Below are 23,878 nucleotides of genomic sequence, written 5' to 3'. Positions count from 1 at the left end.
TTCACCAGGTGGGGTGCACGGAAAATATATTCCGGTAGGGGTTCACGTCATTGCCGCACGGCGACGACACTGGGGCGGGTCGGCGCCCCGAGGCCGGCGGGGCATCGAACCGGCGGCGCGGCGGATACGTGAATACGTTTGTGGCACAGCAGTTTTTGATCTTCCTACCGAGGCCGTAAATGCGCCGATAATCTACATTATGTCAACTAGCGGCAATCAAGATCGTGGCTTCCTCCAAGCCAGATCCTTCCCCGCCGCCCCGACCCCGTTCATTGAAACGACTACCCCCAAGACTGGAATCAGTCATACTTCGGAACATGTCCACCAGTACGGACTTCGAGCGGAAGCTGCGCGAGGCCGCTCTGCGTGTGACGGCACCGCGAGTCGCGGTGCTCAGCACGGTCCATGACAACCCGCACGCCGATACGGACACCATCCTCGCCAAGGTCCGTACCTCCCTCGGCACGGTCTCGCATCAGGCCGTGTACGACGTACTGCGGGTGCTCACCGCCGCCGGTCTGCTGCGGCGAATTCAGCCCATGGGATCCGTCGCCCGCTACGAGACCCGCGTCGGCGACAACCATCACCACATCGTGTGCCGCACCTGCGGCGCCATCGCCGACGTCGATTGCGCCGTCGGCGACGCACCGTGCCTGACCGCGTCGAATTCCCACGGATTCAACTATGACGAGGCCGAGGTCATCTATTGGGGCCTGTGCCCCGACTGCACGACAGCCCAATCCCCCACTCCCGAAAGGAATCACAGTGCCTGAGGAACACCCGCCCATCGGAGAGGCCCAGACCGAGCCCGAAGCCGGTTGCCCCGCTGGATTCGGTCGCCTCAAGCCCCCGGTCGAGGGCGGCAACGCCAACCGCGAATGGTGGCCCAACCAGATCAACCTGAAGCTGCTGCAGAAGAACCCGGCCGAGATCAACCCCTTCGGCGGCGACTTCGACTACGCCGCCGCGTTCAAGACCCTCGATCTGGCCGCCGTCAAGGCCGACATCGTCGAGGTCATGCACGACTCGCAGGACTGGTGGCCCGCCGACTTCGGTCACTACGGCCCCTTCTTCATCCGCATGGCCTGGCACGCCGCCGGTACCTACCGCATCAACGACGGCCGCGGAGGAGCCGGCGCGGGCATGCAGCGCTTCGCTCCCCTGAACTCCTGGCCCGACAATGCCAGCCTGGACAAGGCGCGCCGGCTGCTGTGGCCGGTCAAGGCCAAGTACGGCAACAAGCTGTCCTGGGCCGACCTCATCGTCTACGCCGGTAACGTCGCCCTCGAGGACATGGGTTTCCAGACCTTCGGCTTCGGCGGCGGCCGCGTCGATCAGTGGGAGCCCGAGGAGGACGTGTACTGGGGTCCCGAGCACGAGTGGCTCGGCGGCGACGCCCGCTACACCGGCAAGCGTGACCTCGAGAACCCCCTTGCCGCAGTGCAGATGGGCCTGATCTACGTCAATCCCGAAGGCCCCAACGGCAACCCGGATCCGCTGCTGGCCGCGGTCGACATCCGGGAGACGTTCCGCCGCATGGCCATGAACGATGTGGAGACCGCCGCGCTGATCGTCGGTGGCCACACCTTCGGCAAGACCCACGGCGCCGGCCCGGCCGACCACGTGGGCCCCGAGCCCGAGGCCGCCCCCCTCGAGGAGCAGGGCCTGGGCTGGCACTCCACCTTCGGCACCGGTGTCGGCAAGGACGCGATCACCTCCGGTCTCGAGGTCACCTGGACCCCGACCCCGACCCAGTGGGACAACTCCTTCCTCGAGACCCTCTACGGCTACGAGTGGGAGCTGTCCAAGTCCCCCGCCGGCGCCAACCAGTGGATCGCCAAGACCACCGACGAGGTCATCCCGGACGCGTTCGAGGCGGGCAAGAAGCACCGCCCGACCATGCTGACCACCGACCTGTCGATGCGGATCGATCCCATCTACGAGGAGATCACCCGCCGCTGGCTCGAGCACCCCGAAGAGCTGGCCGACGAGTTCGCCAAGGCCTGGTACAAGCTCACCCACCGCGATATGGGCCCCAAGGTCCGCTACCTCGGACCCGAGGTGCCGGCCGAGACCCTGCTGTGGCAGGACCCGATCCCGGCCGTCGACCACGAGCTGGTCGGCGCCGCCGAGATCGCGGACCTGAAGGAGCGCCTGCTCAACTCGAACCTGTCTGTCGCGCAGCTGGTTTCGACCGCGTGGGCGGCCGCGTCCTCGCACCGCGGTTCGGACAAGCGCGGTGGCGCCAACGGTGGCCGCATCCGCCTGCAGCCGCAGGCCGGCTGGGAGGTCAACCAGCCCGATGAGCTCGCGCAGGTCATCCGGGTGCTGGAAGGCATCCAGGAGTCCTTCAATGCCGCGCAGTCCGGCGGCAAGAAGATCTCCTTCGCCGACCTGGTCGTGCTGGCCGGTGGCTTCGCCGTCGAGCAGGCCGCCAAGAACGCCGGTGTCGAGGTCGAGGTGCCGTTCACCCCGGGCCGCACCGACGCCACCCAGGAGCAGACCGACGTGGAGTCCTTCTCCGCGCTCGAGCCGGCCGCCGACGGCTTCCGCAACTACGTGGGCAAGGGCCAGCGCCTGCCCGCCGAGTTCGCGCTCGTCGACAAGGCCAACCTGCTCACCCTGACCGCGCCGGAACTGACCGTCCTGATCGGTGGCCTGCGCGTGCTGGGCATCAACCACGGCGGCACCCAGCACGGCGTGTTCACCGAGACCCCGGGCTCGTTGACGCCTGATTTCTTCGTCAACCTGCTCGATATGGGCATCAAGTGGGCGCCCACCTCGGACGAGAACGTCTACGAGGGCACCGACCGCGCCACCGGCAAGGTCGTGCGCACTGGCACCCGCGTCGACCTGGTCTTCGGCTCCAACTCGCAGCTGCGGGCCATCGCCGAGGTCTACGCCCAGGACGACAACAAGGGCAAGTTCGTGCAGGACTTCGTGAAGGCCTGGACGAAGGTCGCCAACCTGGACCGGTTCGACCTGGTCTGAGCCATTCTCACCGGGCAGTGACTGTCCGAGGATGACCCGCGGCGCCCCGCGAACCGGATCCGGTTCGCGGGGCGTTCGCGTATCCAAGGCCGGGGGGTGCTACTCCCCTGCGGTGTGGATCCGGACCGTGCCGAAGAAACGTTTGCCGGTGTCGGTGCCGTCATGGTTGTAGGCGTCCATGAGCGTGGTGAGCTCGGCGACGAGATCCTCCGTCCCGGCCCACCCCTCGGGTACGGCGTCGACGGTGATGACGATGCTCAGGTCGAACGGCGACTCGACACTGTAGGTGATCGCGGGGGGCGCGTCGCGAATCATGTTGCGCCGCTCCACTTCTCCGGGTTCGCCGGGCAGGGTGAAGAGGCGGGCGAGCGCGACGTCCTCACCGATCATGTCCGCGATCCGTGAGAGTCCCGCATGCCGGCCGGGCCGGTCGTGGCGCTCACCGTAGCGGCGGTCCCCCGTCGCCCGGGTTTCGGTGGCGGTGCGGGCCAGGATCCGGTCCAGCATGCGTTGTGCGGCAGCACGTTCGGCCGTGCCGGTGCGTGGATGGTCGATGAGTGTGCGGAGCCGGCGGATTCGCTCGGATGTCGTGGTCGGCATGTCCTCCCCGTCCTGAGTGCTCCCCGCCGATCATGCCAGGTGTCAGTTCGGTGGCGCGAGGGTCAGGGCCAGGCGCGGGCACAGCGAGACCGCATCACGGGCCACGGGTAATTGGCCGGTATCCAGGATCGGGTCGCGGTGATCACTGCTCAGCGGGTAACCCCAGTCGTCGCGGGTGAGCAGCTCGGGCAGCAGTTCACTGCACAGGCCGCGGCCGTCGCAGCGGGTCCAATCGATGTGCAGGCGCGCGGTGGTGGTCATTGCAGGGCTCCGATTCGCTTGGCGTGCATGGCTGTTTCGCAGGTACCGCGGCGGTGCAACTGGATGTCGGAGGCGAACACGGTCAGCGCCGAACGCACGAGACGCGCGGTGCCGTCGGGGTGATGGCAGGCGCCGCGGCCCTCGACCAGCCCGGCCACGTGCTCGAGTTCCCCGGCATTGCCGTCGCCGTGCACGAGATCGGCGAAACCGGCGGCCAGGCGGGGTAATCCGTTGCGGCACGGCCCGCACTGGCGAGTGCTCTGCTCGGCGAGGTATCCGGTGATGGCGGCGGTGAGATACAGCCCGCACTGCCCACGCGGCAGCACCCGCAGCACGCCCGCGCCGGGACTGGCGTGCACATGGCGCAGACCGGCTTCGGAGAGGGTGGTGTGGGCGAGTGCGCCGCTCGAGACCCAGGTGCCGTGGCGGCCGCCGATCAGGACTGCGCGCAGCCCGGTGGGTTCGGTGCCGCCCAGGCCGCAGATCACCTCGGGTAAGGCGATCCCGGCGGGTACTTCGAAGACGCCCTCGCGGGCGGTGCCGGTCAGGGTGATGAGCATGGTGCCCGGTTCCTCGGGTGTCCCGGCGGTGCGGAACCAGTGTGGCCCGAAGCGGGCGATCAAACCCAGGTGTGCCAGGGTTTCCACGTTCTGTACCAGTGTCGGCCGGCCTTCCAGGCCCGACTTCGAGGTGCTGAACAGCAGGTCCCTCGGGACGGCGGCGCGCCCGGCGAGGCGGTTCAGTACGGCTGTCTTCTCCCCCGCCAGAAACGTCTCGGCCGCGGCGGTCAGCTCGACCTCCGGTTCCTCGAATCCCGCGGCGCACCGCTCGGCCAGCGCCTGCCGGACCGATTCGAGCACGGCCGCCGGTGCGTACAGGCGGCAGCTGCGGCTCCCCACGGCCGCGGCTGCCGCGAACAGCCCATCCAGCACGAGATGCGGTGCGCGCGTGAGTAATACGGCATCCTTGCGGCTTTCCGGTTCGCCTTCCGCGCCATTGGCGACGATGATCGGTTTGCGTCCGGAGGCCACCGCCGCCAGCTTGCGCGCCATCGGGAACCCGGCCCCGCCGCGGCCGCGCAAGCCCGCTTCGGCGACGGCGTCGATCAGCGCCGGCGTCACAGCGGGTAGCGGGCCGTAGCAGTCCACGTGCGCATTCAACTGTGGAGAATCCGCCGCCAGCAGCCGAATCCCACTGTCCACGCCCAGCACCGCAGGTGCATGCCCGATCATTCCCACACCTTTCGCTCGACCCGCTGATTGATGACCTGTGTTCGAGAGGGGTACTGCCCGGCCCCGAGCGGCCGGGCAGGTTCTGCGATCACGCCCGGCGTGCGGTTCGAAGCCCGAGCGCCGCACCACGTCCGCGTAGTTCCCGGTGGCGGGTGGTCTGGGCGGTGCTGACCGTGCCGTCGCCGGAGTCGCTGCCAGGTGTGTAGGCGTAGGCGAGTGCGCTGGCGGTGAGCGTGCCCGCTACGGCGAGGGCGGCCAGTGCGGCCGTCGCGGTGCGGCCGGCGCGCAGGCTGGGATGCGATGACGCCATGAGGGTTCCTGTCCTTCGGCTCGCCACCGGAGGGCGTTTCCCTCCCGTGACGAGCGACCGGACCTCAGAATGCGCGCCAACTCTGTGAACTCACTGGGTGGACACTGTGTGCCAGCGTCGTGAATGCTGCGGGCTTGCCGTGATCAGTTCGGCCGGGCCTCGTGCTCGATCCCGGCATGCTCGGCGCCGCGCCGGAAACGCAACAGCCGCAACGCATTCGCCACCACCAGCAGCGTCGAACCCTCGTGGATGAACACCGCCGGGCCGATCGGCAACCCGATCAAGGTCGCGGGCACCAGACCCGCCACGATCACCAGCGCCACCGTCAGGTTCTGGCGGATGATCATCGCCGTCCGCCGACTCAAGGCCACCGCGAACGGCAGCCGGCCGATGTCATCGGTCATCAGCGCCACATCCGCGGTCTCCAGCGCCACCGCGGACCCGCTCGCCCCCATGGCGATGCCCACCGACGAATTCACCATGGCCGGAGCATCGTTCACCCCGTCCCCGACCATGGCCGCGCCGCCGCGCTCGCGCAGCTCGGCCATCTTGGTGACCTTGTCCTCGGGCAACAGCCCGCCGTGCGCGGCATCCAGGCCCAGGCCTTGCGCCACCGAGTCCGCGACCCGCTGATTGTCACCGGAGATGACGACCATATCGGCGATGCCCATGGCCCGCAGCTGCTCGATGACCGGCTTGGCTTCCGCGCGAGGCGTATCCATCACCCCGACCACGCCGAGATACACACCGGCGCGGCGCACGATCATCGTGGTGCGCCCCGCCGCATGCAGGCGATCGACCGTGGCACGCACCGCCGCAGGCACCCCGTCCGGGTCGAGCTCGGCGAACATGGTCAGATTGCCGATCTCGGTGGCCTGCCCGTCGACCAGCGCGGTCACACCGCGCCCGGTCACCGAATTCACCTCGGTAGCAGTCTCTTCCACACCCACCGGGACCTGCGGTGCGAGATCACGGGTGATCGCGGCGGCCAGCGGATGATCACTGAAGGATTCGACCGCCACCAGCGTGGTCACCAACTGCTCCTGCAGCTCGGCGCTCGCAGGCTCGATATCGGTGACCCGGGGACGACCCCAAGTAAGGGTTCCGGTCTTGTCGAAGGCGATCGACCGCACCCGGCCCAGCGACTCCAGAGGCCCGCCGCCCTTGGCCAGCACCCCGGCCTGTGCGGCACGCGCGACACCGGCGAGCACGGCACTGGGTGTCGCGATGGCCAGCGCGCAGGGGCTCGCGGCCACGAGCACCACCATGGCCCGGTAGAAGCTGTCGGCGAAGGGCTCACTCAAGGCGAGCACGCCGTAACCGATCACGGCGAGCACGCCGAGAATCACCGCGGGCACATAGAACATCTGGAAGCGGTCGATGAACCGCTGCGTCGGCGACTTCTGCGAATCCGCCGACCGCACCATCTCGATGACCCGGGCCAGCATGCTGTCCGAGGCCCGGCTGGTCACCATCACCTCCAGCACGCCCGACCCGTTCAGCGTCCCGGCGAACACGCGCTGCGATTCCGGCACCGGTCCACGCGCTTTCAGCGCCGCCTGCGGATCCTCCGCGGCCTGCTTCTCCACGGGAATGCTCTCGCCCGTGACCGAGGATTCGTCGACCGCGCTGGTTCCGGCGATCACGATGCCGTCCGCGCTCAGCCGCGAATTCGGCCGCACCACAATCACATCCCCGATCTCGAGGGCGTCGACATCGACCTCCTCGACCTGATCGGGTGCGCGCCGTACCAGCGCGGTCCGCGGCGCGAGTTCAGCGAGCGCGGCGATCGAGCGCTGGGCGCGGCTCATGGCGTACTCCTCGAGCGCGTGCCCGAGGCTGAACAGGAACAGCAGCACCGAGCCCTCGGCCCATTTGCCGACGGCGGCCGCGCCGGCCGCAGCGACCAGCATGAGGAAGTCGACCTCGAACCGGCCGCGGCGCACGGTCTCGTACGCGGTGCGGACGGTGAAGAACCCGCCCAGCACGTAGGTGGCGAGGAACAGCATGGACGGTATCCAGGACGGGCTGTCGATCAGGTATTTGGTCGCCATCCCCGCCGTATAGGTGATGCCCGAGCCGATGGCGAAGATCATCTCGGCGCGTGGCCAGAGCAGGCTGTTGCCGTGCCCGTGGCCGGCGCCCGGATTGCGGCGGTCTTCCGTGCGGTCTTTTGATAACCGAGGGTTCGCTGCTCTCGTCATACCTACGAAGATAACAGCAATACATGCGCATGTCTGCATGTAACTATTTCTTGCTCGCTATCCCGCCCCGACCGGCAGGTCTACCGTTTCGAAACGAGTGCGGCCAGTCGCTCGATCTCGGCAGGCCCGACACGGCAGCAGCCTCCGACGACCGCCGCTCCCCTATCGATCCAGTCCAGGGCCTGCTCAGGCGAATACTCTGCTACCCCGGTCCAGCAGCGCTCCCCCGCATCCCAGCGCTCACCGCTGTTGGGGTAGGCGATCACCGGCTTACCGGTCACTTCCCGGGCCAGCGCGACCGCCGCCGCGACATCTCCGGGTGCGCAGCAGTTCACGCCGACCGCGAGGATCTCCGGTACCTCCGCGGCCACGGCGAAGGCCTCGGCCAGGGGTTGCCCGGCCCGGGTGCGCAGCCCGTCGATGCTGTAGCTCAACCATGCGCACACCCCGCTGCCGTCGAGCAGTCCGGCCAGTGCCTCCGCCTCGTCGATATCGGGAATCGTCTCCAGCGCAAGCACATCGGCCCCACTGGCGGCGAGCACTTCCAGTCGCGGCAGGTGCCAGGCCTTGAGTTCGGCAACCGAAAACCCGTAGCGCCCGCGATATTCGGAGCCGTCGGCCAGGGCCGCGCCGTAAGGCCCGATCGAGGCCGCGACCCAGCGGGTGCGGCCGTCGTCGAATTCGTCGCGGGCCGCCTGCGCCAGTTCGACACTGCGCCGCAGCAATTCCGCCGTGCCGGCCCGGTCGATGCCGCGTGCGGCGAACCCGTCGAAGGAGGCCTGATAGCTCGCCGTGGTCGCGATCGTCGCGCCCGCCCAGTAGTAGGCCGCGTGCACGGCCTGGATCTCGCCGGGCGCGTCGAGGAGCAACCGCGCCGACCACAGTGGGTCGGACAGGTCGTGCCCGCGGGCTTCGAGCTCGCTCGCCAGGCCGCCGTCGGCGACCAGCACCCGGTCCGGCACGGTGGTCACGGCGCGGGTTTCTGCGGCCAGTTCACGTCCACCACCAGACCATAATGGTCGCTGGCCAGGATTCCGGTGAGCGGCTCGTGGAAACCCAAGTCGGCGCGCAGGATCCGGCCCGCGCCACCGGGTCGCATGAACGGGTCGCCCACGTACACGTAGTCGATGCGCTGCGGCGGCACGTTCAGCGAGCGTGCCGCCGGGTTGGTGAGCGGGTCGAGGGTGTGCCCGGGTTCGGTGGGATGCATGACGTGCCAGGCGTCCTGGTAGTGCGTGCTGTGCCCGTCGATGACGGCGTTCGCGCACAGGAACCGCATTTCGTCCGAGGGCGGTTTGGCATTGAAGTCCCCGCACAGGACCGCCGGCAGCGGCACGTCGGCGCGATGGCGGGCGCGAATGGCCTCGTCGATGGCGCGGACCTGCCGCACTCGCAGATAGGCCTGCGCGGGCGGTGGTGCGAGATGGGTACCGAAGGCGTCCATGCCGCCGGTGTGCGCGTGCAGCAGTTCCGCGCGCATGCGCCAGGAGGGGTGCGGGTCGGGCGGGGCGGCATCCACGGGCAGGAGTACCACTTCGTGCCGGTCGATGGGCCAGCGGCTGAGGATGGCGGATCCGAACAGCAGGTCCCGGTCGCCGCGGATGAGTTCCCGGATGGGGAAGCCGCCGAAACACCAGTGCCAGCGTCCCGGTGCGGCGTGCCCGGCCAGCCAGCCAGCGGTATTGCTGCCGGGTTCGGCGAGGTCCTCCCAGACTTCCTGCAGGCAGACGATGTCCGGGTCGAGCCGGTCGAGCCAGGCCAGGATCTCGAATCGTCGTTCGTCCCAGTGCGGTTCGAGCAGTGATCCCATATTGAGCTGTACGACCCGTAGTACTCCGGCCTCGGACATGACCCTCCTGACTGTAACGTGTTCTACTCTGGCGGAGTGGATGTGACATACGAGAGCACCAAGCGGGAAATCGCCACCGACAACGGCATCCTCCGCTACCACGAGGCCGGTGACGGGCCTCCCCTGCTCCTGCTGCACGGCTCCGGCATCGGCGTGAACGGCTGGCGCAATTATCGTGGCAACCTCGGGTTCTATGCGGACCATTTCCATTGCTACGTGCTGGAATTCCCCGGCTTCGGCGTGAGCGACCCGGTCCCCGGCCACCCCGTCCTCACCGCCGTCGACGCGGTCACCCGATTCCTCGACGCCCTCGGCATCGACTCCGCCCACATCATCGGCAACTCGATGGGCGGCGTGGTCGCGGTCAATGTGGCCATGCGCCACCCGGATCGGGTCCGCAAGCTCGTCGCCATCGGCGGCATCGGCGCGGGCGTGTTCAGCGCCGACCCGAGCGAAGGCACCCGCCTGCTGCAGCACTTCGCCGACGAGCCCAGCCGCGAGCGGCTGCTGCAATGGCTGGAATGCATGATCTACGACCCGAAGCTCGTCACCGACGACCTCGTCGACGAACGCTGGACCGCCGCCAGCCGCCCCGACGCCCAGCAGGCACTCAAGGCCATGTACGGCTCGGAAGCCCTTGCCCTGCAGCAGCAGTTCCTGGCCAACTCCCCCAACCCGCCCTACTGGTCCATGCTGCACAAGGTCAAAGCGCCGACCCTGCTCACCTGGGGCGCCAACGACCGCCAGTGCCCGCCGGACATGGCGCTGATCCCGCTGCGGCTCATCCCCGAGGCCGAGATGCACGTGTTCCCGCACTGCGGGCACTGGGTGATGTACGAGGCCAAGGACGCCTTCGAACGCGTCACCCTCGAGTTCCTGCAGCGCTGACGAACTCTCGCGGCGGCGCCGACTCTGCGCGGGGCCGAGCATGATTCGTGGCGATTCGGCGGGTGTTCCCGCCGAATCGCGGCCGAACACGTGTTGTGTCAAGCTCTCCCGGTGTCAGAGCGTGCCGCCACTTCCCCCAACCTCACCGACCGGGGCCGGATCCCCGCGGTCCTGCGGGTTCTCACCGAATTGATCGCCTGGGTGACCGTGCCGTGGGCACTCGCCTCGTATTCGATTGCGCTGTCGGTGTTGTCGCTGCTCGTACTCATCGCGGTCCCCGCGGTGCTCTCCACGCGCGGGGACAAGAAGGACGTCATGGTCGCGGTGCCCGGCTGGGCCACCATCGTCATGATGCTGCTGCAGCTCGCCGGCGCCCTCTACGGCGCCTGGTCGGTACTGCCGGTCTGGGCGGGCGTGCTGACCACCGTACTGGCGGCCGCGACCACGGTGGCCGAGCTGCCGCGCTGGCGCTGGCTGCTCTCGGCCCCGTAGCCGGCGCGTCTCAGGCGCGCGCGAAAACCGTGGCCTGGCAGGCGTTCAGCAGCGACACCAGCTCCTGACCCTCGGCCTCGGACAGTGCCGCGAACGCGGGCGCGATCAGGTCGTCGGTGATGTTCTCCGCCGCGACCCAGCGGCCCTTCAGCTCGGGGGTGATCTCCTCGAACGGTTCCGGCCAGCCGAAATTGCGGGCCTGATCCGGGCCCGCGGTCAGCGCCGAGCCCGCGATGAGCACCGCCTGCAGCGGCGCCAGGCCGCTGCCCAGCACACCCACCAGATGCAGGCCACCGCGCAGCTCCCGCAGCGTGTGGATCAACTGCAGGGTCAGCCCGGGCGCGTCCTCGGCCCGCGGCAGGGCCCGCCAGCCGGCGAACAGCGGCACGCCGACCGGCGTCGCAGCGTCCACCACCCGGCCGAGCAACCCGGCCAGCCGCTCCACGCCGTCGAACTCGGCCAGCTTGCGGCGGCCGAAGTCCTGGCACGCCTTCAGATACCCCAGCGCGCCCTCCGCGGCGGGCATGGCCGAGGTCGACTCCCACGCAGCCCGCACGGTATCGGGACGGAAGAACCCGAAAGCGGCGGTCACCACATCGGCGTCGACATCGCCGAGCACACCGCCGCGGCCGCGGGTGTAGCCGGGCAGGAAGCCGTCCACGCCGGTGCTCGCGGCGAAGGCCCGCGCTTCCCGAGAGAACATGAATCCTCCACCGATCTGCTGGATTTGGTCCTTGACAGCGGACGCTACCGGCATTGCCCGTTCCTCTCTGAGCGGAAAGCGTGTTCCACCCGAGACTATTTCACTCACCTCGAGTCCAATCGGGCGGGCCCGGTCTTACCATGGAGGGGTCAAACAAGTGTGGCCGCAAGCACTTTCGAAGGCCTCCCCGCCGGACATTGGACATCGGCCCAGTTAGATGGGCTAACGTTTCCGCGGTGCTAGGACATTCTCACGCGACCAGCGGCGCGCTCGCCTGGTCGGCAGCGGCAGCGGCGCTACCGCTCACGCTCTTGACCTATCCGGTGATGGAACACGGGCCGATCCGCGCGGTCGACCTGATCATGGGTACCTTCCTCACCGCCGGCGCCGCGCTGCTCCCCGACGCGGATCACCCCAACGGGACCATTTCCCATGTGCTGGGGCCGATCTCGCATTACGCCTGCCGCTTCATCTCGTGGATCTCCGGCGGACACCGCCACGGCACCCACTCCTTCGCCTTCGTGGCCCTCGTCACCTACGGGACGTGGGCGGGCGAGCACTGGCTCGGCCGCTACTTCACCCTCGCGCTCTCGTTCTTCCTACTGGCGCTCGCCATCCGTGCCCTGAACTTCGCACCCACCGGGGACGGACCCCAGGCGTGGGGCACCGTCGTGATCCTCGCCGCCTGCGGCACCTTCGCCATCGACCACTGGATCAGCGACAAACCCGCCTGGCTACCGTTCTCCGTCGGTTTGGGCGCCCTCGCCCACCTCATCGGCGACTGCCTCACCGACCGCGGCTGCCGGCTTTTGTGGCCCTTGAAGATTCGCACGCGCTTCCCGATCATCGAACGCACCGGCAACAAGATGGAGACCCTCATCCTGGTCCCGATCTTCGCACTGGGCACACTGGCATTGCTCTGGTACACGATCAGCCACCACCCGTAAGAGAGGACCGCGCATGAGCGATCGGGAAGAACTCACCTGGGATCTATTCGGCACCGCCAGCCGCGAGCTGGCCCAGCAGATCGCCGACGACGGGTTCGAACCCGACCTCATTCTCTCCATCGCCCGCGGCGGGCTCTTCGTCGCCGGCTCCCTCGGATACGCCCTCGACGTGAAGAACCTCCACGTCATGAACGTCGAGTTCTACACCGGCGTGGATCAGCGCCTGGACATGCCGGTCATGCTGCCGCCCGTGCCCAGCGCCGTCGACCTCACCGGCGCCACCGTCTTGGTCGCCGACGACGTCGCCGACACCGGCGCGACCCTGAAACTGGTGCGCGACTTCTGCATCAAGCATGTCCGCGAGGTCCGATGCGCGGTCATCTACGAGAAGCCACGCACCGAGGTGCACTGCGAATACGTGTGGAAGCACACCGACCGCTGGATCAACTTCCCGTGGTCGGTGCTGCCGCCCGTCGTCACCCGCGAGCCACGCGTCCTAGACGCCTGACCCTCACGGCAAAAGCAACGCGCCGGGTTCGACTCTCGAACCCGGCGCGTATTACGTTCGCGGAGAAACGGACTCCGTCAGACCAGCTCGGCCGACAGAATGGTGACGGCTTCCTTCGGCACGTCCTGGTGGCCGGCCTTGCTGCCGGTGGCCACACCCTCGATGGCATCGACCACCGCGGTGCCGTCGACGACCTTGCCGAACACGGTGTAACCGAAGCCGTCCTGGCCCGGGTAGTTCAGGAAGTCATTGTTGCTGGTGTTGACGAAGAACTGCGCGCTGGCCGAATGCGGGGCCGAGGTACGCGCCATGGCAACGGTGTACTTGTCGTTCTTCAGGCCGTTGGAGGCCTCGTTCTCGACAGTGTTCGGGGCAGGCTTCTGCTGCATGTTCGCGGTCAGCCCACCGCCCTGGATCATGAAGCCCCGGATCACCCGATGGAACACGGTGTCCGAGTAGTGGCCCGCCTTGACGTAGTCGACGAAGTTCGCGACGGTCTTCGGTGCCTTCGCCTCGTCCAGTTCCAGGGTGATATCCCCGGCAGAGGTCTTCAGGAGCACTTTGGTCATGCCGCCCATCGTATGGGAGCCCGAAACCACCCGGCCGCGCGGCATCGAAAGCCCAGTGGCCCAACCCCTCCCCTCTTCTGTGCGAGTAGGTGATGAGTGAGGTCAGAAGGCTGCGAGTGGTCCGGTGCACCGAAGTGTCTTTGATACACCAACACATCGTTAGATGCGCATATTTCCATCTCCTAATTGAGTTGAGGAACCTCCTGGAGGAGGTGGCCATCGATCACGCCTCGTACAGCTCCAGCGGCAGGCCGTCCGGGTCGGCGAAGAAGGAGAAACGCTTGCCGGTGTACTCGTCGACGCGGATCTCCTCCCCCGCTACCCCGTGGGATGCCAGCTCGGCCAGGGCCTCCCCTACGTCCGGCACCAGGAAGGCCAGGTGCCGCAGGCCGGCGGCCTCCGGGCGGGAGGGCCGCGGCGGTGGCGACGGGAACGAGAACAGCTCGAGCTGCCCGCCGTCGGGCAGTGCGAGATCCAGCTTGTACGAATCCCTTTCGGCACGATAGATCTCGGCGATCACCTTCAAGCCGAGGATCTCGGTATAGAACGCCTTCGACTTCACATAGTCCGAGGCGATGATCGCGACGTGATGGATGCGCTGCAATTCCATTCGGCCGACGCTATCCCACTCCCCTTCCCCGCTCCGCGCTCTGCCGTTCAGCGGAGACCCATCCAAGCCACATGCGTAGATGCGCATATTTCCATGTACGTATCGGATAGGCGATATCGTGATCGGGCATACTCACACCCGGAGATTCTTTGGGAGGGAACCGTATGTCTGCGCACCAATTCCGTGTTCGCACGCGCCTGCTACTGCTACCGGTCGCTATGGCCGGATTGGCCGCCACCTTGATCGCGTGTGGCAGCACCACCGATGGGCATCCGCAGGCCGGGCCGGCGACGGTGACCGAGACCAGTGCGGCCGAGACGACGAGCCCGGATCAGACTTCTTCCGCGCTGCCCACGCCGCCTGTCACGACCAGCGTCGCCATCGCGCCCTACGCGGGCGATGCCGCGACCGTAACCTGCTCCCAATACAAGAGTTTCGACGACGACACGATGGCCTCGGTCCTGAACTCGCTGGCTACGACCTATGGCCCCGGCTGGAAGATCAACCCGGGTAACACCAAGATCGTCGCCTCGCTGTGCAATATCTGGCCGGACAAGCTGGTCAAGGCCTTGATGTACGGCGACTAACCTGCCAGGGCGGAGGCGGCCGCGGCCAGCAGCATTCCGCGATACGAGCCACCGAACAGCACCACGTGCACCAGCAGCGGATGTAGTTGATGCAGTGGAATCCGCTGCCGCCAGCCCGAACTCAGGGGTGCGACTTCGTGGTAGGCGGCCAGGATGCGGTCGAGGTGGGGCGTACCGAACAGGGCGAGCATTGCCAGGTCGGTTTCTCGATGTCCGCCGTGCGCGGCGGGATCGATGAGGACGGCGTGGCCGGAGCCCCACAAGATGTTGCCGGACCACAGGTCGCCGTGGATGCGGCTGGGTGGTTCGGGTGGGCCGGCGAGGTGGCCGATGCGGTCCATGACGCGTTCGATCAGGCGGATGCCGTCGCGGCCGAGTACGTGGGCGGCGGCGGGCAGGTAGGGGGCGAGGCGGTGTTCGGCGTACCAGGTCCCCCACTCCCCCGTGCTCGGTGAATTGTCCAGTGGCAGTGTGGCGATGAAGCCGGGCCAGGTGGCGCCGTAGTTGGCGGGGGTGGCGGCGTGCAATTGTGCCAGGCCGGTCCCGAAGTGTTCCGCGGCGATCGCGGAGGGGGTTTCGGTTGGCAGCCAGGGCAATACGAGTACGTGGTCGTCGGAGGCCAGGACCGGGGCGACGAGGTCGGGGTTGCCGGCGGCGAGCCAGCGTAGTCCGGCGGCTTCGGCGGTGAAGACGCCGTCCGAGGTGGTTCCGCCTACGCCGGCGCCGACTCCGACGGCGTCCGGGTCGGTGTCGGTGCGGGCCTTCACGAACAGGGTGCGGCCGTCGGGGAGGTGCGCACGATGCAGGGTCCAGGCGTGACGGTGGCCGAGGGGTTCCAGGTGGTCGACGGGTTCGCCCAGGAGCCGGCGCAGGTGTGCGGGCAGGTCCATGGAGTCTCATTGTGCGGCATGGTGTCCCGGACAGTGGGAGAATACGGACCGGTTAGTCGGCCTGGACGGCGAGTCGTTCGCGCAGCAGGGTGGCGGTCGCGGCGTCGGCGGGGAAGAACGCTTCGATGGCGAGTTCGGCGACGGTGACGTTCATGGGTGTGCCGAAAACCGTGGTGACGCTGATGAATGCGAGGTCGTGCCCGTCGAGGCGCAGGCGCAGCGGCACGACGGCCTGGTCGGGGGCGGGCAGGCCGGGGGCTTCTTCCCCGCCCGGGTAGCCACGCAGTTCGGCGAGGAGTGCGATGAGGTCGGGGGCGCCGCTGGCGTCGATCTGGTGCTGCAGCCGTTCGAAGAGGTGGCCGCGCCATTCCGCGAGGTTGGTGATGCGCCCGGCGAGGCCGTCGGGGTGCAGGCTCAGGCGCAGGGCGTTGACCGGCGGGGCGAGCAGCGCGGGGTCGATGCCTTCGAGGAAGAGGGCGATGCCGGCATTGGCGTCGAGCATGTTCCAGCTCGCGTCCACGGCCAGTGCCGGATGGGGTTCGTGCCCGGTGAGTATCTGGCGGACGGCATTGCGTACCGGTTCCATGGCGGGGCTGTCCAATGCTGATTCGGAGTAGACGGGCGCGTAGCCGGCGGCGAGCAGCATGCGGTTGCGTTCGCGCAGTGGGATTTCCAGTTCATCGGACAGGTGCAGGATCATCTGCCGGCTGGGGGTGGCGCGCCCGGTCTCGATGAAACTCAGGTGCCGGGTGGAGGTTTCCGCGCGCCCGGCCAGTTCGAGCTGGCTGAGCCGCCGGGCGACCCGCCAGTGCCGCAGCAGATCCCCTGCCGTCTGTGTGTGCATGCCCCGATCGTATTGACCCGCCACGCCCAGGACTATTACCCGTCGGGTAATGGATCATGCTCGCTGGTGTACTCCTCGTGGACGGTTCCCGTCAGTGGCCGGGGCGGTGGATGGTGAAGTCGGCGAGGGTGATCGGGGGGTGGCCGCCGTATTGCTCGATGCCGGGGGTGACCTGGTAGAGGCCGGTGCCTTCGCCGAGGAGGCGGAAGATCTCCCAGAGTTTGGTGAGGTGTTCGGCGGCGTGGTGGCTGCCGTAGAACTCGAGGGCCCAGCGGTGCCAGTCGTCGGGGTCGGTGTCGCGGTAGGTGCGGCCGAGGGTGTGGGCGGCGGCCTCGATGGTGAGGACGTCCCCGGCGAGCAGGATGACCGGGTCGGCCTCGAGTTGCGGGTCGGCGAGCAGTGCGGCGGCGACGCGGGCGACGTCGGAGGCGGCGACGAGCGGGAGTTCGGTGTGTGGCGGGCCCATGGGCATGGTGAGGGTGTTGCCGTCGCCGGTGTCGGCGATGCGGGCGAGGTTTTCGTGGAAGACGGCGGCGCGCAGGTGGATGGCGCCGATATCGGCCCAGTCCAGGAGCTGTTCGGCTACCCAGTGCTGGCGCATGCGCGGGGTGAGGGCCTGCGGGCCGGCGGCGAGCTGGGAGACCGAGACGACGCGGTCGATGCCGGCTTCGCGGGCCGCGACCGCGAAGGCGCCGGCGGCGTCGAGCAGTCCGTCGGTGACCGGGTAGGTGAAGTAGGCGCCGCGGACCCCGTCGAGTGCGCTGCGGATGGTGGCGTATTCGCGGATGTCGCCGACCACGACCTGGGCGCCGAGTGCGCGTAGCACGGTGGCGCGGACGTCGTCGGTGTGGACGAGTGCGCGGACCGGGATGCCGCGTCCGAGTAATTGCGCTGTGAGATGCCGCCCGGTGGATCCCTGCCTACCCCCGGCGGCACCGGTGACGAGTACCGGCTCCATACGCTCACCGTACGGGCCGCATTCTTGCCGCACAGCGAGTTTCGAGCATCCGGACCGGGGTGATCACCGGCCGTTGCGGCCACACGGCAAGGGTGTGTGACCGGTTCTGCGCTGCGGCAATCGGTTTCAGGCCGGTCGGCGTTCGATTCCGGTGTTCACGGGGGTGGCCAGGAAGGTGAGGCGGCTGGGGTGGCGGGGATCGAGCAGGATGGACTGCTTCTTGATGGTGCGCGCGACCGCCGGGGTGAGGAAGTAGCGCGGCCAGCTGGTGCGTGCCACGGCCACTCGCAGGCGATGCCCGGCACACAGGACGGCTTCGGTGGGGGTGAGGTCGATGTCGAGTTCGTGCGGGACACCGGGTTTCACCGGGAGCACGGTATCGGCGGAGAGCGGGTGCTCGGGGGTGACCAGTTCCCCGTCGAGGTAGCCGCTGCCGGTTTCGTCGAGGGCCCGCCGGGTCGAGCGCAGCGCGCCGCGGGTGATGACGGTGGATTTTCCGTCGGGTGCGACATCGCAGACGGTGACGGCCCAGAAGGCGTCGGTGCCTTCGGCGAGCACGCGCAGGTGCAGGCTCACGGGTCCGGAGATGAGCAGGTCGCCGTCGAAGGCGTCGCTGGTGAAGGTGGCGGCGGATTCCTCGTGGGTGCGGTCGTCGATGAACCAGTTCTCCCCCAGGAAGGTGGGCAGCCCCATGAGCATCCAGGTGCTGGTCTGGGACACGATGCTGGGTCGCTTGCGGGGCAGCCGGATTCGGTGCGGGTAGCGGTCGGGTTGTTCGCGCAGGGATCCGTCGGTGGCGGCGTGCGGGGCGGCGCCGCTGCTCTGCCCGGACAGGTACCAGCGGTGTACGCGGGCGGCGGGGTGCGGGAAGTGGTCGCGGCTGATCCAGTCGCCGCCGATCTGGTGCAGGGTGACCGGGCCGTAGCGGTCGATGCCGTTGTCGATGCCTTTGACCCAGCGGTCGAAGAAGGCGCATTGCAGTTCGTCGAGGCGTTGCGGGTTCTCGGCGGCGCCGAAGCCGCTGCCGGGGTTGATGTGGTAGCCGTCCTCGACGACGAGTTGCGCTGCGCCCGCGGGCAATTGCAGGCGGTTGTGCAGGGCCGAGGCGGAGCGTGCGAAGACGTCGTGCCAGCCGGCGTGGATCCAGGTGGCGGCGGCGAAGTTCTCGAGTTGCGGGCGGCGCACGTGGGCGTCGGCGTTGTAGAAGTGTTCGGGGTGTTCGTCGTCGATCATGGCGCCGGCGATATCGGTGAGCCGGGTGAAGGGGCTGGCGACGCGGTCGCGTAGATAGCGCACGGCGGCACCGGATTTCACGAGGCCGGGCACCGAGGGCAGCCATTTGCTGCCGTTGACGGCGGCGAACCAGGCCAGGGTGAACATGGATTGGGCGCCGCCGGTGAGGATGAGGTCGCGGGTGGGGTCCTCGGAGCCGACGAGGGCGAACACGGCCTTGAGTCCCGGGGGCCGGTGCCCGGCGGTCTGCAGGGCGGTGAGTGCGAGGTAGGAGATGCCGGTCATGGCGAGGTCGCCGTTGCACCAGGGCTGTTCACGTACCCAGTCCAGGACTTCGAGGTGATCTTGTTGTTCGCGTGCGGACATGATCTCCATGCGGCCGGTGGAGGTGCCGGTGCCGCGTACGTCGACGGCGATGTGGATGTAGCCGCGGGAGACGAGGGTGCGGTTGGCGCGGATGGATTCGAGGGCGCCGCCGCCGAGGGCGCGCACCATCTCCCGGCCACCGGCGCGCCCGTGCGGTGAGGGCGGCACCACCCGGTAGACGAGTGGCCCCAGTGCCGAGACCGCGTTGATGAGCGGGTTGGCGCGGGTCATGAGGGTTTTGTTGTAGGGGGTGATGGTGATGACCGCCGGGAGTGGTTCGGCCACGAGGGTGCCGTGGCGGTCGGCGGGGCGGGTGATGTCGGCGGAGAGGATGGTGCCGTCGCTCATGCGGATTCCGATGCCGCGGTCGATGCGGATGCGCGGGTGGATGACGGGTCCGAGGGGGAAGCGGGTGTCCGGGGGCAGTGGCGTGCCGTGCGCGGGGAGGCCGGAGGCCGGGAGGTCGTGCGGATGCGCCATGGTCGGCTCCTTTGCCGATACTGCCCGCCACCAGGCGGACACTTTGTCTCAGACAGTATCGGGTTTTTCGGGCGCGCTGTCGAGACGGCAGTGTGCACGAATCGAGTGCGCCGGGTCGTGCGCTCGCACAAGTCGCTATTCCGTTGCACGCCAGAGACTTTCGTTATCACCCGGACACGGACCGGTGCCGTGGCGCGACAGCGTGGCGCCGGTGTGGCATGCTCGCCGGGCATGAAGACCATGCTGATCACGGGGGCCAGTTCCGGAATCGGTTTGGCCGCAGCACGTCAGCTCGCCGCCGACGGGCATCGGCTGGTAATGGTGGCACGCGATCCCGAGAAGCTTTCCGCCGCCGCCGATCTGGTGTGCCGCACCGCCGCGGGACCGGTCGACACCCTGCAGTGCGATCTCGGATCCCTCACCGCCGTGCGCGCACTCGCCGCCACCGTACGGGACAGCTACGACCGCCTCGACGTGCTCGCCAACAATGCGGGCGCCTTCCACATGCACCGCCTCGAGACCGGCGACGGCGTGGAGGCCACCTTCGCGGTCAATCATCTGGCCGGGTTCCTGCTCACCGAACTGCTGCTGGATCTGCTGCGCCGCGACTCCCCCGCCCGCGTCCTGTTCACCGCCTCGGCCATGCACTACGGGGCGAGCCTGGACTTCGACGATCTCGGCTTCCGCCACGGCTACAGCCCCAACGGCGCCTACGGCCGCGCCAAACTGGCGAACATCCTCTACGTGCGCGAACTCTCGCGCCGGCTGAGCGGAACGGGCGTCACCGCCAATGCCTTCCACCCCGGCGTGGTCGCCACCGACATCTGGAACGCCGCACCCTGGTTCGCCCGCCCCGCACTCGCGCTGGGCAAACGCGCGTTCATGATCTCGCCCGAGGAGGGCGGCCGCACCCTCACCTATCTGGCCGCCGATCCCGATATCGCCGCCGTCTCCGGCTGCTACTTCCAGCGCAACCGGGTCAAGGCGCCCTCACGCGCCGCCCAGGACGACGCCACCGCGACCCGATTGCGCCGGGTCTGCACCGAATTGGCCGGACTCCCCGGACAGTGACATCGGCCCGGGGAGTCCGGGCAGTGACTCAGAGGGCGCGGATCACCCGGGCCGGATTGCCTGCGGCGAACACCTTCTCGGGCAGGCTGCGAGTGACGACGCTGCCCGCGCCGACCACCGTGTTCGAACCGATCGTCACCCCCGGGCAGACGATCACGCCGCCGCCGAGCCACACATTGTCACCGATGGTGATGGGGGCCGCGGTCTCCCAGCGCTGCCGGCGCAGTTCGTGATCCTCCATCGGATGCAGGGCGGTGAGCAGTTGCGCGCGCGGGCCGATGGAGACGTCGTCGCCGATGGTGACCGGGGCGCAGTCCAGCACGATGGCGTCGTAGTTGAGGAAGCTGTTGCGGCCCATGCGGATCAGATAGCCGTAGTCGCATTGGAACCGCGGCATGATCCAGGAGCCCTCGCCGATTGCGCCGAGCAGCTCCTCGAGGATGGCGCGGCGGGCCGAATCCTCCCCTGCCGCAGTCGCATTGAAGGTGTCCAGCAGTCCTTGGCAGTGGCGGCGCTCGGCGACGAGTTCGACGTCGGAGTCGCGGTAGAGCTCGCCGCGCAGCATGCGATTCTTGTCTTCTCCCACCCGCCCATCCTGGCCAGCATGCCCGCCATTCACGCAAACGCCCTGTTCATGCCGCCATGACCGGAAAATTATGCGCGTTTGGTAAGACGGAGTGATGAAGATAGGTTTCAATCTCCCCCAGCACGGTGCGCAGGCCTCCGACGGCGCGAAGGTCGCCTACTACGCCGCCGAGGTCGAGAAGGCCGGCGCGGAGAGCCTCTGGGTCGGGGAACGACTCCTCGCCGCGACGAACCCGAAGGTCGGGTACGGCGGCAAGAGCACCATTCCGGACGAATTCAATTCGGTGCTCGACCCGTTCGTGCTGCTGGGCATTGCCGCCGCCGCGACCGAACACGCCCGGCTCGGCACCAATGTGCTCATCGCGCCCCTGCACCGCCCGGTGCACCTGGCGCGGTCCCTGACCACCATCGACGTGGTGAGCGGCGGGCGTTTGATCGCCGGCTTCGGAATCGGCTGGTCGCCCGAGGAGTTCGAGGCCGCCGACGTGCCCTTCACCCATCGCGGCGCGCGCCTGGACGAGACCCTGGATGCGTTGCAAGCCATCTGGACCACCGATCCGGCCGGGTATCGGGGCCGGTTCGTCACCGTTCCCGAACACCGCAGCGAACTCAAGCCGGTGCAGCGCCCGCATCCGCCCATCCATCTGGGCGCGTTCAACCCCGCCGGGCTCGAACGCATCGGCCGGCGCGGCGACGGCTGGCTGCCGGTGGTCCCGGTGCCCGGCCCGCCCGGCTGGGGCAAGCAGTTGCTGAAGCTGCGCGCCATCATCGATCGGGCCGCCGAACAGGCCGGGCGCGATCCGGGGACGATCGGCACCGTGCTGCGGGTCAATGTCGCGGCGGGCACCGATCCGGCGCGGATCGACGAGGCCATCGAATCCGTGCACGCCGAGACCGGATACGACGATTTCTTCGTCGATCTGATGTACATCACCGATACGGTGGACGAGATGCTGGAGACCGCGACCGGTCTGCTCGACCGATTGCGCGACTGAACCTATCGCGAGAGGGTGGCAGGCATGGCGACAGCGACATCGGTCGAGGAGTACGTCACCGGTTTCCCCGCCGAAACGCAGGCGGTGCTCGAACACGTGCGCTCGGCCGTCCGCACCGCCGTGCCCGGCAGCACCGAAACCATCAGCTACGACATCCCGGCCGTGCAGGTGGACGGGAAGGCGGTCATGTACTTCGCCGGTTGGAAGAAGCACATCTCCGTCTACCCGGTCCCGGTCGGGGACAGCGAATACGCGCAGGCCATCGCCCCGTACGTGGCGGGCAAGGGCACGCTGAAGTTCCCGCTGAAGGATCCGATCCCCTTCGACCTCATCGGCCGCACCGCCGCCCTGCTCGCGAGCGAACGCGCCCACGGCTGACACCGCGCAACCGGGCTGGACGGCACGACCGCGCGCGGACCGGCACCGAGTAGGTGAATCCCGGGGTCAGCGGGCATACTCGAACCCGTTGTGCCGCAGGGCCCGCCGAGCATGCTCATCGGCCCGAACATCTGTGAAGGGAGTCCGGGCCGGTGGGGTTCTGGACGAAGCCGGTCTTCCTGGCCGGTGTCGTGGGTATCGGTGTCCCGGTTGCCGCCGCCGCACTGGTGGCGTCCCTGACCATCCGGCCCGACGAACCCTCACCCGTCGCCACGCCACGGACCACGACCACGGCTCCCGCGCCGGCATCCACCGCACCCAGCTCGGCGATCATGGCGAATCCCGTTGGCTTCCAACCGGAATCGATCTACTTCAGCACGGCCGAGGAAGGCTGGGTGACCGGCCGCAACCTCCCCTGCCCCGGTACGGCGTGCGTGGCGGTACAGCACACCAGCGACGGCGGGCGCATCTGGCAGCAGGTCGACAACCCGGTAGCGCTGCTCGGCGGCCAGGACGCCGACCGGACCATCCTGTACTCGGATGGACCGAACCGGTGGGTCGCCACCGATCAGCACTTGTTCGCCACCCATGACGACGGCGCCACCTGGCACGATGCCACGCCACCCGACCTGGGCCCGAAGCATTGGTCGGTCTCGGCCGGCGACAACACCATTCGGGCCCTCGATGTGCTCGACGGTCAGGTGCGGTTGCGCACCACGCCGGTGGACGACGAATCCTGGACCCAGACCAATATCCCCGCCGACACCGGCACCGGACCCGTTGCGACCGGGAACTTGCAGGTCCAGGGCAATCGGGCCTGGGTGATGGTGTACAACCGCGGTGCGACCGGCGCCCGCCTCACCGACGGTGTCTGGAAGGACTGGAAGCTGCCGTGCGGGGGCAACGGGCCTGCCGACTGGCATGCCTCCTCACCGAATCGGATGATCCTCCTGTGCGGGCGACCTGGCCCCTACGGCGATGATGCGTCCGGGTTGCGGCTGCTCACCTCCAGCGACGGCGGCGCCGATTTCACCGAGACCGCGCAGCTGTCGCCCACGATTCCGCACAGCAGTGTCCTGATTCCCGATGACAGTGCGCACATCGTGGTCGGTGTCGAGGATCAGCTGCTCGTTTCCGGCGACGGCGGGGACACGTGGACCACCGCCTACACCGCCCCCGAACCCGGATGGGATGTCCGTTCGGGCCGATTCATCTCGGCGGCCGACGGTTTCGCCGTGCTCACCCGCGGGTCGGGCACTCCGGCGACACAGCTGCTCGCCACCCACGATGCCGGGCGTACCTGGGCACCGGTCGCCTTCGGCTGAAA

26 protein-coding genes are annotated in these 23,878 nt (G+C 68.4%); 11 read left to right on the top strand and 15 right to left on the bottom strand.

Annotated elements, in window-relative coordinates; translation table 11 throughout:
- The first annotated feature begins 317 nt into the window (after positions 1–317).
- Together ACH438_RS25245 and katG are read left to right on the top strand one after the other, a co-directional pair.
- Positions 318–773 (top strand): Fur family transcriptional regulator, encoded by a 456-nt coding sequence (locus ACH438_RS25245; RefSeq protein ID WP_397009309.1) that lies wholly within the window; start codon positions 318–320, stop codon positions 771–773.
- Positions 766–2,991 (top strand): catalase/peroxidase HPI, encoded by a 2,226-nt coding sequence (katG, locus tag ACH438_RS25240; protein ID WP_397009307.1) that lies wholly within the window; start codon positions 766–768, stop codon positions 2,989–2,991. The genes ACH438_RS25245 and katG overlap by 8 nt, the downstream gene beginning before the upstream one ends.
- A gap of 99 nt (positions 2,992–3,090) precedes the next feature.
- Here the strand turns inward: katG and ACH438_RS25235 are convergent, their stop codons facing one another.
- From ACH438_RS25235 to ACH438_RS25205, 7 genes are all read right to left on the bottom strand, one after another.
- Positions 3,091–3,591, bottom strand: coding sequence for a hypothetical protein (locus ACH438_RS25235; protein ID WP_397009305.1), 501 nt, complete (start codon positions 3,589–3,591; stop codon positions 3,091–3,093).
- 42 nt (positions 3,592–3,633) lie between these two features.
- Positions 3,634–3,852, bottom strand: a complete 219-nt coding sequence (locus ACH438_RS25230) for a ferredoxin (RefSeq protein ID WP_397009303.1) — start codon at positions 3,850–3,852, stop codon at positions 3,634–3,636.
- Complete coding sequence (locus ACH438_RS25225) at positions 3,849–5,084, bottom strand: NADH-ubiquinone oxidoreductase-F iron-sulfur binding region domain-containing protein (protein ID WP_397009301.1); 1,236 nt, start codon at positions 5,082–5,084, stop codon at positions 3,849–3,851. The genes ACH438_RS25230 and ACH438_RS25225 overlap by 4 nt, the downstream gene beginning before the upstream one ends.
- A gap of 88 nt (positions 5,085–5,172) precedes the next feature.
- Entirely contained in the window at positions 5,173–5,394 is a 222-nt protein-coding gene (locus ACH438_RS25220; RefSeq protein WP_397009299.1) for a hypothetical protein, read from the bottom strand.
- 143 nt (positions 5,395–5,537) lie between these two features.
- On the bottom strand, positions 5,538–7,598 hold the full coding sequence (locus tag ACH438_RS25215; protein ID WP_397009297.1) for a heavy metal translocating P-type ATPase: 2,061 nt from the start codon (positions 7,596–7,598) through the stop codon (positions 5,538–5,540).
- Between the two features lie 80 nt (positions 7,599–7,678).
- Positions 7,679–8,545: a homocysteine S-methyltransferase gene (gene mmuM / locus ACH438_RS25210; protein ID WP_397009971.1), complete on the bottom strand. Its 867-nt coding sequence runs from the start codon at positions 8,543–8,545 to the stop codon at positions 7,679–7,681.
- 20 nt (positions 8,546–8,565) lie between these two features.
- The gene (locus ACH438_RS25205; protein ID WP_397009295.1) at positions 8,566–9,447 is read right to left on the bottom strand and encodes an endonuclease/exonuclease/phosphatase family protein; all 882 of its coding nucleotides are present in this window, start codon (positions 9,445–9,447) and stop codon (positions 8,566–8,568) included.
- A gap of 36 nt (positions 9,448–9,483) precedes the next feature.
- On the opposite strand from ACH438_RS25205, the gene ACH438_RS25200 reads away from it, so the two are divergent.
- Together ACH438_RS25200 and ACH438_RS25195 are read left to right on the top strand one after the other, a co-directional pair.
- The gene (locus tag ACH438_RS25200; RefSeq protein ID WP_397009293.1) at positions 9,484–10,335 is read left to right on the top strand and encodes an alpha/beta fold hydrolase; all 852 of its coding nucleotides are present in this window, start codon (positions 9,484–9,486) and stop codon (positions 10,333–10,335) included.
- A gap of 111 nt (positions 10,336–10,446) precedes the next feature.
- Positions 10,447–10,827: a hypothetical protein gene (locus tag ACH438_RS25195; protein WP_397009291.1), complete on the top strand. Its 381-nt coding sequence runs from the start codon at positions 10,447–10,449 to the stop codon at positions 10,825–10,827.
- A gap of 10 nt (positions 10,828–10,837) precedes the next feature.
- On the opposite strand, the gene ACH438_RS25190 is transcribed toward ACH438_RS25195, so the two are convergent.
- Positions 10,838–11,584, bottom strand: a complete 747-nt coding sequence (locus tag ACH438_RS25190) for a hypothetical protein (RefSeq protein WP_397009289.1) — start codon at positions 11,582–11,584, stop codon at positions 10,838–10,840.
- A 182-nt stretch (positions 11,585–11,766) separates the two neighbouring features.
- On the opposite strand from ACH438_RS25190, the gene ACH438_RS25185 reads away from it, so the two are divergent.
- Positions 11,767–12,477 (top strand): metal-dependent hydrolase, encoded by a 711-nt coding sequence (locus ACH438_RS25185; RefSeq protein ID WP_397009287.1) that lies wholly within the window; start codon positions 11,767–11,769, stop codon positions 12,475–12,477.
- A gap of 13 nt (positions 12,478–12,490) precedes the next feature.
- Positions 12,491–12,985, top strand: a complete 495-nt coding sequence (locus ACH438_RS25180; RefSeq protein WP_397009285.1) for a phosphoribosyltransferase — start codon at positions 12,491–12,493, stop codon at positions 12,983–12,985.
- Positions 12,986–13,062: 77 nt separating this feature from the next.
- Here the strand turns inward: ACH438_RS25180 and ACH438_RS25175 are convergent, their stop codons facing one another.
- Together ACH438_RS25175 and ACH438_RS25170 are read right to left on the bottom strand one after the other, a co-directional pair.
- On the bottom strand, positions 13,063–13,554 hold the full coding sequence (locus tag ACH438_RS25175; RefSeq protein WP_397009283.1) for a peptidylprolyl isomerase: 492 nt from the start codon (positions 13,552–13,554) through the stop codon (positions 13,063–13,065).
- Positions 13,555–13,777: 223 nt separating this feature from the next.
- Complete coding sequence (locus tag ACH438_RS25170; RefSeq protein WP_397009281.1) at positions 13,778–14,164, bottom strand: VOC family protein; 387 nt, start codon at positions 14,162–14,164, stop codon at positions 13,778–13,780.
- Positions 14,165–14,328: 164 nt separating this feature from the next.
- Between ACH438_RS25170 and ACH438_RS25165 the strand changes: the two genes are divergently transcribed.
- The gene (locus ACH438_RS25165; protein ID WP_397009279.1) at positions 14,329–14,751 is read left to right on the top strand and encodes a hypothetical protein; all 423 of its coding nucleotides are present in this window, start codon (positions 14,329–14,331) and stop codon (positions 14,749–14,751) included.
- Here the strand turns inward: ACH438_RS25165 and ACH438_RS25160 are convergent.
- From ACH438_RS25160 to ACH438_RS25145, 4 genes are all read right to left on the bottom strand, one after another.
- Positions 14,748–15,641 (bottom strand): fructosamine kinase family protein, encoded by an 894-nt coding sequence (locus ACH438_RS25160; protein ID WP_397009277.1) that lies wholly within the window; start codon positions 15,639–15,641, stop codon positions 14,748–14,750. The genes ACH438_RS25165 and ACH438_RS25160 overlap by 4 nt on opposite strands.
- Positions 15,642–15,693: 52 nt before the next feature.
- Positions 15,694–16,485, bottom strand: coding sequence for a helix-turn-helix domain-containing protein (locus ACH438_RS25155; RefSeq protein ID WP_397009275.1), 792 nt, complete (start codon positions 16,483–16,485; stop codon positions 15,694–15,696).
- A gap of 91 nt (positions 16,486–16,576) precedes the next feature.
- On the bottom strand, positions 16,577–17,443 hold the full coding sequence (locus tag ACH438_RS25150; RefSeq protein WP_397009273.1) for an NAD(P)H-binding protein: 867 nt from the start codon (positions 17,441–17,443) through the stop codon (positions 16,577–16,579).
- A gap of 126 nt (positions 17,444–17,569) precedes the next feature.
- Positions 17,570–19,522, bottom strand: coding sequence for a CocE/NonD family hydrolase (locus tag ACH438_RS25145; protein ID WP_397009271.1), 1,953 nt, complete (start codon positions 19,520–19,522; stop codon positions 17,570–17,572).
- A gap of 189 nt (positions 19,523–19,711) precedes the next feature.
- On the opposite strand from ACH438_RS25145, the gene ACH438_RS25140 reads away from it, so the two are divergent.
- Complete coding sequence (locus ACH438_RS25140) at positions 19,712–20,593, top strand: SDR family NAD(P)-dependent oxidoreductase (RefSeq protein WP_397009269.1); 882 nt, start codon at positions 19,712–19,714, stop codon at positions 20,591–20,593.
- A 28-nt stretch (positions 20,594–20,621) separates the two neighbouring features.
- Here the strand turns inward: ACH438_RS25140 and ACH438_RS25135 are convergent, their stop codons facing one another.
- Positions 20,622–21,179, bottom strand: coding sequence for a sugar O-acetyltransferase (locus tag ACH438_RS25135; protein ID WP_397009267.1), 558 nt, complete (start codon positions 21,177–21,179; stop codon positions 20,622–20,624).
- A gap of 94 nt (positions 21,180–21,273) precedes the next feature.
- On the opposite strand from ACH438_RS25135, the gene ACH438_RS25130 reads away from it, so the two are divergent.
- The 3 genes from ACH438_RS25130 to ACH438_RS25120 all read left to right on the top strand — a co-directional run bounded on the left by ACH438_RS25130 (position 21,274) and on the right by ACH438_RS25120 (position 23,876).
- On the top strand, positions 21,274–22,173 hold the full coding sequence (locus ACH438_RS25130) for a TIGR03619 family F420-dependent LLM class oxidoreductase (protein ID WP_397009265.1): 900 nt from the start codon (positions 21,274–21,276) through the stop codon (positions 22,171–22,173).
- A gap of 24 nt (positions 22,174–22,197) precedes the next feature.
- Positions 22,198–22,551 carry an iron chaperone gene (locus tag ACH438_RS25125; RefSeq protein WP_397009263.1) on the top strand — a complete coding sequence of 118 codons (354 nt, stop codon included), beginning with the start codon at positions 22,198–22,200 and terminating at the stop codon, positions 22,549–22,551.
- Between the two features lie 152 nt (positions 22,552–22,703).
- Positions 22,704–23,876 (top strand): hypothetical protein, encoded by a 1,173-nt coding sequence (locus tag ACH438_RS25120; RefSeq protein WP_397009261.1) that lies wholly within the window; start codon positions 22,704–22,706, stop codon positions 23,874–23,876.
- Positions 23,877–23,878 lie beyond the last annotated feature (2 nt).

Origin of the sequence: Nocardia sp. NPDC020380 (genome assembly GCF_044386975.1) — a bacterium.
Lineage (GTDB): Bacteria > Actinomycetota > Actinomycetes > Mycobacteriales > Mycobacteriaceae > Nocardia.
This window is presented reverse-complemented; position numbering and strand designations above follow the sequence as displayed.

What these genes read in the sequence shown, in the direction of transcription:
- ACH438_RS25170 (WP_397009281.1), bottom strand. Translation starts at nt 14,164, where the DNA reads ATGGAATTGCAGCGCATCCATCACGTCGCGATCATCGCCTCGGACTAT.
- ACH438_RS25150 (WP_397009273.1), bottom strand. Translation starts at nt 17,443, where the DNA reads ATGGAGCCGGTACTCGTCACCGGTGCCGCCGGGGGTAGGCAGGGATCC.
- ACH438_RS25180 (WP_397009285.1), top strand. Translation starts at nt 12,491, where the DNA reads ATGAGCGATCGGGAAGAACTCACCTGGGATCTATTCGGCACCGCCAGC.
- ACH438_RS25155 (WP_397009275.1), bottom strand. Translation starts at nt 16,485, where the DNA reads ATGCACACACAGACGGCAGGGGATCTGCTGCGGCACTGGCGGGTCGCC.
- ACH438_RS25225 (WP_397009301.1), bottom strand. Translation starts at nt 5,084, where the DNA reads ATGATCGGGCATGCACCTGCGGTGCTGGGCGTGGACAGTGGGATTCGG.
- ACH438_RS25125 (WP_397009263.1), top strand. Translation starts at nt 22,198, where the DNA reads ATGGCGACAGCGACATCGGTCGAGGAGTACGTCACCGGTTTCCCCGCC.
- ACH438_RS25165 (WP_397009279.1), top strand. Translation starts at nt 14,329, where the DNA reads ATGTCTGCGCACCAATTCCGTGTTCGCACGCGCCTGCTACTGCTACCG.
- ACH438_RS25245 (WP_397009309.1), top strand. Translation starts at nt 318, where the DNA reads ATGTCCACCAGTACGGACTTCGAGCGGAAGCTGCGCGAGGCCGCTCTG.
- ACH438_RS25175 (WP_397009283.1), bottom strand. Translation starts at nt 13,554, where the DNA reads ATGACCAAAGTGCTCCTGAAGACCTCTGCCGGGGATATCACCCTGGAA.
- ACH438_RS25220 (WP_397009299.1), bottom strand. Translation starts at nt 5,394, where the DNA reads ATGGCGTCATCGCATCCCAGCCTGCGCGCCGGCCGCACCGCGACGGCC.
- ACH438_RS25230 (WP_397009303.1), bottom strand. Translation starts at nt 3,852, where the DNA reads ATGACCACCACCGCGCGCCTGCACATCGATTGGACCCGCTGCGACGGC.
- ACH438_RS25205 (WP_397009295.1), bottom strand. Translation starts at nt 9,447, where the DNA reads ATGTCCGAGGCCGGAGTACTACGGGTCGTACAGCTCAATATGGGATCA.
- ACH438_RS25190 (WP_397009289.1), bottom strand. Translation starts at nt 11,584, where the DNA reads ATGCCGGTAGCGTCCGCTGTCAAGGACCAAATCCAGCAGATCGGTGGA.
- ACH438_RS25215 (WP_397009297.1), bottom strand. Translation starts at nt 7,598, where the DNA reads ATGACGAGAGCAGCGAACCCTCGGTTATCAAAAGACCGCACGGAAGAC.
- ACH438_RS25160 (WP_397009277.1), bottom strand. Translation starts at nt 15,641, where the DNA reads ATGGACCTGCCCGCACACCTGCGCCGGCTCCTGGGCGAACCCGTCGAC.
- ACH438_RS25235 (WP_397009305.1), bottom strand. Translation starts at nt 3,591, where the DNA reads ATGCCGACCACGACATCCGAGCGAATCCGCCGGCTCCGCACACTCATC.
- ACH438_RS25145 (WP_397009271.1), bottom strand. Translation starts at nt 19,522, where the DNA reads ATGGCGCATCCGCACGACCTCCCGGCCTCCGGCCTCCCCGCGCACGGC.
- ACH438_RS25130 (WP_397009265.1), top strand. Translation starts at nt 21,274, where the DNA reads ATGAAGATAGGTTTCAATCTCCCCCAGCACGGTGCGCAGGCCTCCGAC.